The following is a 700-nucleotide window of genomic DNA, read 5'->3' as shown; positions in this document are numbered from 1 at the left end:
GCGGCGAGATCCGCGAAGGTCTGGAAGGCGGTGGCGCCATTGGTGGGGATCTGCCCCTTGCGGATCATATGCGCGGCTTCGATCCCGGAGATGGTGGCCGCGGCCGAATGGAACGCCTTGAAGCCCATCATCGTGTGGGTGATCCGCTTGATGAAGCGTTGGTCCTGTTCAAGGATGTTGTTGAGATATTTGACCTGCCGGATCTCGACTGTGCGGCCTTCGCCGGTGAATTTCAGGATCACGTTCACCGCGTGCAGGCCGGCTAGATTTGCGCCGCTCTTGTCGATTACGACACGGTCAGGCACGCCGTTTATGGCGATTGTCCGCTTGAAAAAGCGCCGGGCAGCGGCTAGATTCCGGCGCTCGGAGAGCATGAAATCAAGGGTTTGGCAGTTACGATCCACGGCCCGGTAAAGATAGGTCCACCGGCCCTTCACCTTGATGTACGTCTCGTCCATCCGCCAGGAATCGGCGGTTGGACGTTTCCTTGCTTGTGCCCGTGCCGCGAATAGCGGCGCGAATTTTACCACCCAGCGATTCAGCGTTGCATGGTCGACGGTGACGCCACGCTCGGCGAGGATTTCTTCGAGGTCTCGGTAGGAGACTGCGTAACGGACATAGAAGAACACCGCGTGCAGGATCACTGACTTCGGATATGCACACCCTTAAACTCGATCAACCCATCGCTCCTCGCCAACAC

The 700-nt window shown here is 58.6% G+C and carries 1 pseudogene; it reads right to left on the bottom strand.

The window, feature by feature from the left end:
- Positions 1-679 (bottom strand): annotated as a pseudogene (locus IE266_RS26760) (IS6 family transposase); the annotation flags it as partial.
- Positions 680-700: the final 21 nt, after the last annotated feature.

Source organism: Seohaeicola zhoushanensis (assembly GCF_014656415.1).
GTDB lineage: Bacteria > Pseudomonadota > Alphaproteobacteria > Rhodobacterales > Rhodobacteraceae > Seohaeicola_A > Seohaeicola_A zhoushanensis.
Note: the sequence above shows the minus strand (reverse complement) of the source record. Positions and strands in the feature narration are given on the sequence as shown.